The sequence below is a fragment of the Oleiagrimonas sp. genome, assembly GCF_027858935.1.
In the GTDB taxonomy this organism is placed as follows: Bacteria; Pseudomonadota; Gammaproteobacteria; order Xanthomonadales; family Rhodanobacteraceae; genus Oleiagrimonas.
Genome location: NZ_JAQIBU010000035.1, coordinates 1 through 4,699, shown reverse-complemented (window position 1 = coordinate 4,699; position 4,699 = coordinate 1). Strand labels below are relative to the sequence as shown.

Genomic DNA, 4,699 nt, shown 5'->3' with positions numbered 1-4,699 from the left:
ACAACGACGCCATCAAGGCCTTCGAAAAGGCCCGCGACAGCCAGATCAAACGCGGCTTCCGCGTGGTCTTTGCCCAAGGCACGGAATCTCCGCATGCCCGCTGAATTGAAAAACGACCGGTTCCTGCGCGCCCTTCGGCGCCAGCCCACCGACACCACGCCTGTGTGGATCATGCGCCAGGCCGGCCGCTACCTGCCCGAATACCGCGCCACCCGCGAGAAGGCCGGCAGTTTCATGGCGTTGGCGCAGAACCCGGAGCTGGCCTGCGAGGTCACGCTGCAACCGCTGGAACGCTTCGAGCTGGACGCGGCGATCCTGTTCTCCGACATCCTCACCATTCCCGACGCCATGGGCCTGGGCCTGACCTTCGCCGCCGGCGAGGGGCCGAAGTTCGAGCGCCCGCTGCGCAGCGCGGCGGACATCCAGCGCCTGGCGGTGCCCGACATGGACGGCGAGTTGCGCTACGTGATGGACGCGGTGCGCCTGATTCGCCGCGAGCTGGACGGCCGGGTGCCGCTGATCGGTTTCTCCGGAAGCCCGTGGACGCTGGCCTGCTACATGGTCGAGGGCCAGGGTTCGCGCGACTTTGCCCGGGTCAAGGCGATGGCCTGGAACGACCCCGGGACCATGCACGCGTTGCTGGACGTGCTGGCGCGATCGGTGGCCCGCTATCTGTCTGCCCAGGCCGAGGCGGGTGCGCAGGCGCTGATGGTGTTCGATACCTGGGGCGGCCTGCTGGCTCCGGGCATGTTCCATGATTTCTCGCTGCGCTATCTGGCGCAGGTCACCGACCTGCTGAAGGCGGACACACACGCCCGTGAGCTTCCGCTGGTGCTGTTCTCCAAGGGGGCCAACAGCCACCTGGAGGCACTGGCCGGAACCGGCTGCGACGGACTGGGCCTGGACTGGACCATCAGCCTGGCCGAAGCCCGTCATCGCGTTGGCGAGCGCGTGGCGCTGCAGGGCAACCTGGATCCGTCCGCGCTGTTCGCCAGCCCGGACATCATCCAGCGCGAGGTCGACGCCGCCATCACCGCCTTCGGGCCTCATCCGGGCCACGTGTTCAATCTGGGCCACGGTGTCACTCCTGGCGTGGATCCCGAGCACGTCAAGGTGCTGATCGACGCCGTGCACGCGGCCGGACGCCGCATTCGAGAGCCGGCCTGAGCCGAACGCGCTGCAAACCGTCAAGGGATGTTTTGCGGACGGGACCCGTCGTTCGCATCCAAGCGACTCCCCTGTGTGCCATCGGAAGAAGTCCCGGTAAAGCAGCCGCAGGCTTGGGCCGGGGACCGCGGGCCCGTACAATCATGGACTTTTCCCCTTTGTAGCCGCGCCGTGCATTTGGCGCTCGCCCGAGCCTGCCCATGGACAAGAGTTTCGAACCCACCCAGATCGAGTCGAAGTGGTATGCCCGCTGGGAGGCCGACGGCTGCTTCAGGCCCAGTGGCTCGGGCGACCCGTACTGCATCCTGCTGCCACCGCCCAACGTCACCGGCACGCTGCACATGGGCCATGCGTTCCAGCAGACCGTGATGGACATGCTGGTCCGCTACCACCGCATGCGCGGCGACAACGCGCTGTGGCAGGTCGGCAGCGATCATGCCGGCATCGCCACGCAGAAGATCGTCGAGAACCAGCTGGCGGCCGAAGACAAGACCAAGCACGACCTGGGCCGTGAAGCCTTCATCGAGCGGGTGTGGCAATGGAAGGAGCAGTCCGGCTCCACCATCACCCACCAGATGCGCCGCCTGGGAGTGGCCGCCGACTGGTCGCGCGAGCGCTTCACCATGGACGAGGGGCTTTCCGCGGCGGTGCGCAAGGTATTCATCGAGTGGTACCGCGCCGGTCTGATCTATCGCGGCAACCGCCTGGTCAACTGGGACCCGGTGCTGGGCACCGCGGTTTCGGACCTGGAAGTGAACAACGTCGAGCGCGACGGCCACATGTGGTCGATCCGCTATCCGGTCACCGGCAGCGACGCATCCGTGGTCATCGCCACCACGCGTCCGGAAACCATGCTCGGCGATGTCGCCGTGGCCGTGCATCCGGAAGACGAGCGCTTCGCGCATCTGGTCGGCAAGACCCTGACCCTGCCGCTGGTCGGCCGCCAGATTCCGGTGATCGTCGACGACTACGTCGACCGCGAGTTCGGCACCGGCTGCGTGAAGATCACGCCGGCGCACGACTTCAATGACTACGACATTGGCAAGCGCCACGGGCTTGAGCCGATCGAGATCTTCACGCTGGAAGCGAAGGTCAACGACCACGCGCCGGAAAAATACCGGGGCCTGGACCGCTACGCCGCGCGCAAGGCGGTGCTGGCCGACCTGGACGCCCAAGGCCTGCTGGTCGAGACCAGGGCGCACAAGCTGCAGGTCCCGGTCAGCCAGCGTTCGGATGCCGTGATCGAGCCGATGCTGACCGACCAGTGGTTCGTGGACCTGACCTCCGACACGCTCGCGGACGGACGTCCCGGAGGGCGCAAGGCGATCACCGAGCCGGCACTGGAAGCCGTCACCTCGGGCCAGATCAACTTCGTGCCCGAAAACTGGACCAGCACCTACACCCAGTGGCTGGACAACATCCAGGACTGGTGCATCAGCCGCCAGCTGTGGTGGGGCCACCGCATCCCGGCCTGGTACGACGAGGCCGGCCATATCTTCGTCGGCCAGGACGAAGCCGACGCCCGCGCCCACGCCGAGACCACGCCGGTCGGCGCACTGCGCCAGGACGAGGACGTGCTCGACACCTGGTTCAGCTCCGCGCTGTGGCCGTTCTCGACCCTGGGCTGGCCGGCCGACGGACCAGTGAAGAACGCGCATGGCGAGATTGTCGCCAACTGGAGCCAGGACAAGATCTTCCTGCCCAGCGCGGTGCTGGTCACCGGCTTCGACATCATCTTCTTCTGGGTCGCGCGGATGGTCATGGCGACCAAGTATTTCGTCGACGAGGCGCCCTTCCGCACGGTCTACATCAACGCCATCGTGCGCGACGCCGAAGGCCAGAAGATGTCCAAGTCCAAGGGCAACACCCTGGACCCGCTGGACCTGATCGACGGCATCGAGCTGGAACCGCTGGTGGAAAAATCCACCCGCTCGCTACTGATCCCGCAGGTGCGTGCCAAGGTCGACAAGCGCATCCGCAAGGACTACCCCGACGGCATCCCCGCCATCGGCACCGACGCGCTGCGCTTCACCTTCGCCGCACTGGCCAGCTACAGCCGCACCATCAACTTCGACATCAGCCGCGCCGAGGGCTACAAGGCCTTCTGCAACAAGCTGTGGAACGCGGCCCGCTTCGTGCTGATGAACCTGCCCGAGGAGCGCATCGAGGCGCCCGCCGGTCCGCCCGCCACCGAAGCCGAGCGCTGGATTCTCACGCGCCTGAAGCAGACTCTGGGCGAAGTCGAGCAGCACTTCGCCAGCTACCGTTTCGACCACCTGGCGCAGGCGCTTTATGTCTTCGTCTGGAACGAATACTGCGACTGGTTTCTGGAGCTGGCCAAACCGGCCCTGCAGGGCGACGACCCAGCCGCCGCAGGGTCGACCCGGCACACCCTGCTGGTGGTGCTGGAGACCGTACTGCGCGCCCTGCACCCGATCATCCCGTTCATCACCGAGGAAATCTGGCAGTCGGTCGCGCCGCGTCTTGTGCTCGAAGAGAAGAACCTGATGGACCGGCCGTGGCCGGAAACGGACACCATCGCCACCGATGACCAGGCCAGCGCCGAGATCGAGTGGTTCAAGGCCGTGCTTTCGGGCATCCGCCGGATCCGCTCGGAAATGAACATCGCGCCGGGCAGGACCATCCCGCTGTGGCTGGCCGACGGTGACGCCAGCGATCGCAAGCGGGCGGACAAGTTCGCCGCGCAGATCGCCTTCCTCGGCCGTACCGAAGCGCCGCAGTGGCTGGCCGCCGAAGATGCCGAGCCCGCCGCCGCCGCCGCAGTGGTCGGCCATCTGCGCGTGCTGATTCCGCTCGAAGGCCTGATCGACCTGGACGCCGAGAAGGCGCGCCTGGACAAGGAAATCGACCGCATCGGCAAGGAAATCGCCAAGTGCGAGGGCAAGCTGGGCAACGCCCGTTTCGTCGACAACGCCCCGGCCGAGGTGGTCGAGCAGGAGCGCCAGCGCCTGGCCGACTGGAGCACCCAGCGCGACGCCCTGCGCGAACAGGCCCATCGCCTGGGCCGCTGATGGACGCCGATACGGCCCGCCGACATCTGCTCGAGTTGCGCCAGCGCCTGCTTGCGGAAGACGCGAGCTCGGCCGATGCCCGCGCCACGGTGCAACTCGACCAGGCGTCCGTCGGCCGCCTTTCCCGCATGGATGCGATGCAACAGCAACAGATGGCACTGGCCGAACAGCGCCGGCGCGGGCAGACCCTGCAGCGGATCAAGACCGCACTGCTACGCGTCGAGGACGGCAGCTACGGCGAATGCACCGGCTGCGACGAGCCCATCGCCGAGGCCCGCCTGCGCATGGACCCGGCCATCACCCTGTGCCTGGCATGCGCGTCGGCGCGCGAAACCCCGGGGTCGCGGCGCGGCTGAATCCGCAAACGCAGGGCGGATGCTATCCGCCACCGCACGCGAGCCATCGGCAGAATCGCAGACTGCGGTAGCCCGGATAAGGTGCAAACCGCATCCGGGATGGGGCGCGTGGCGCCCCTGGCCGGCATTTCCGGCTGCGCTGCA

At 67.2% G+C, this 4,699-nt stretch carries 3 protein-coding genes; all 3 read left to right on the top strand.

The window, feature by feature from the left end; all coding sequences use genetic code 11:
• Window positions 1–93 precede the first annotated feature (93 nt).
• The 3 genes from hemE to PF446_RS01335 all read left to right on the top strand — a co-directional run bounded on the left by hemE (window position 94) and on the right by PF446_RS01335 (window position 4,555).
• Window positions 94–1,167: a uroporphyrinogen decarboxylase gene (gene hemE, locus PF446_RS01345; RefSeq protein ID WP_298068939.1), complete on the top strand. Its 1,074-nt coding sequence runs from the start codon at window positions 94–96 to the stop codon at window positions 1,165–1,167.
• Window positions 1,168–1,367: 200 nt separating this feature from the next.
• Window positions 1,368–4,199, top strand: a complete 2,832-nt coding sequence (locus PF446_RS01340) for a valine--tRNA ligase (RefSeq protein ID WP_298068937.1) — start codon at window positions 1,368–1,370, stop codon at window positions 4,197–4,199.
• Window positions 4,199–4,555 carry a TraR/DksA C4-type zinc finger protein gene (locus PF446_RS01335; RefSeq protein ID WP_298068935.1) on the top strand — a complete coding sequence of 119 codons (357 nt, stop codon included), beginning with the start codon at window positions 4,199–4,201 and terminating at the stop codon, window positions 4,553–4,555. Before PF446_RS01340 ends, PF446_RS01335 begins: the two co-directional genes overlap by 1 nt.
• The last annotated feature ends 144 nt before the right edge of the window (window positions 4,556–4,699 follow it).

What these genes read in the sequence shown, in the direction of transcription:
- hemE (WP_298068939.1), top strand. Translation starts at nt 94, where the DNA reads ATGCCCGCTGAATTGAAAAACGACCGGTTCCTGCGCGCCCTTCGGCGC.
- PF446_RS01340 (WP_298068937.1), top strand. Translation starts at nt 1,368, where the DNA reads ATGGACAAGAGTTTCGAACCCACCCAGATCGAGTCGAAGTGGTATGCC.
- PF446_RS01335 (WP_298068935.1), top strand. Translation starts at nt 4,199, where the DNA reads ATGGACGCCGATACGGCCCGCCGACATCTGCTCGAGTTGCGCCAGCGC.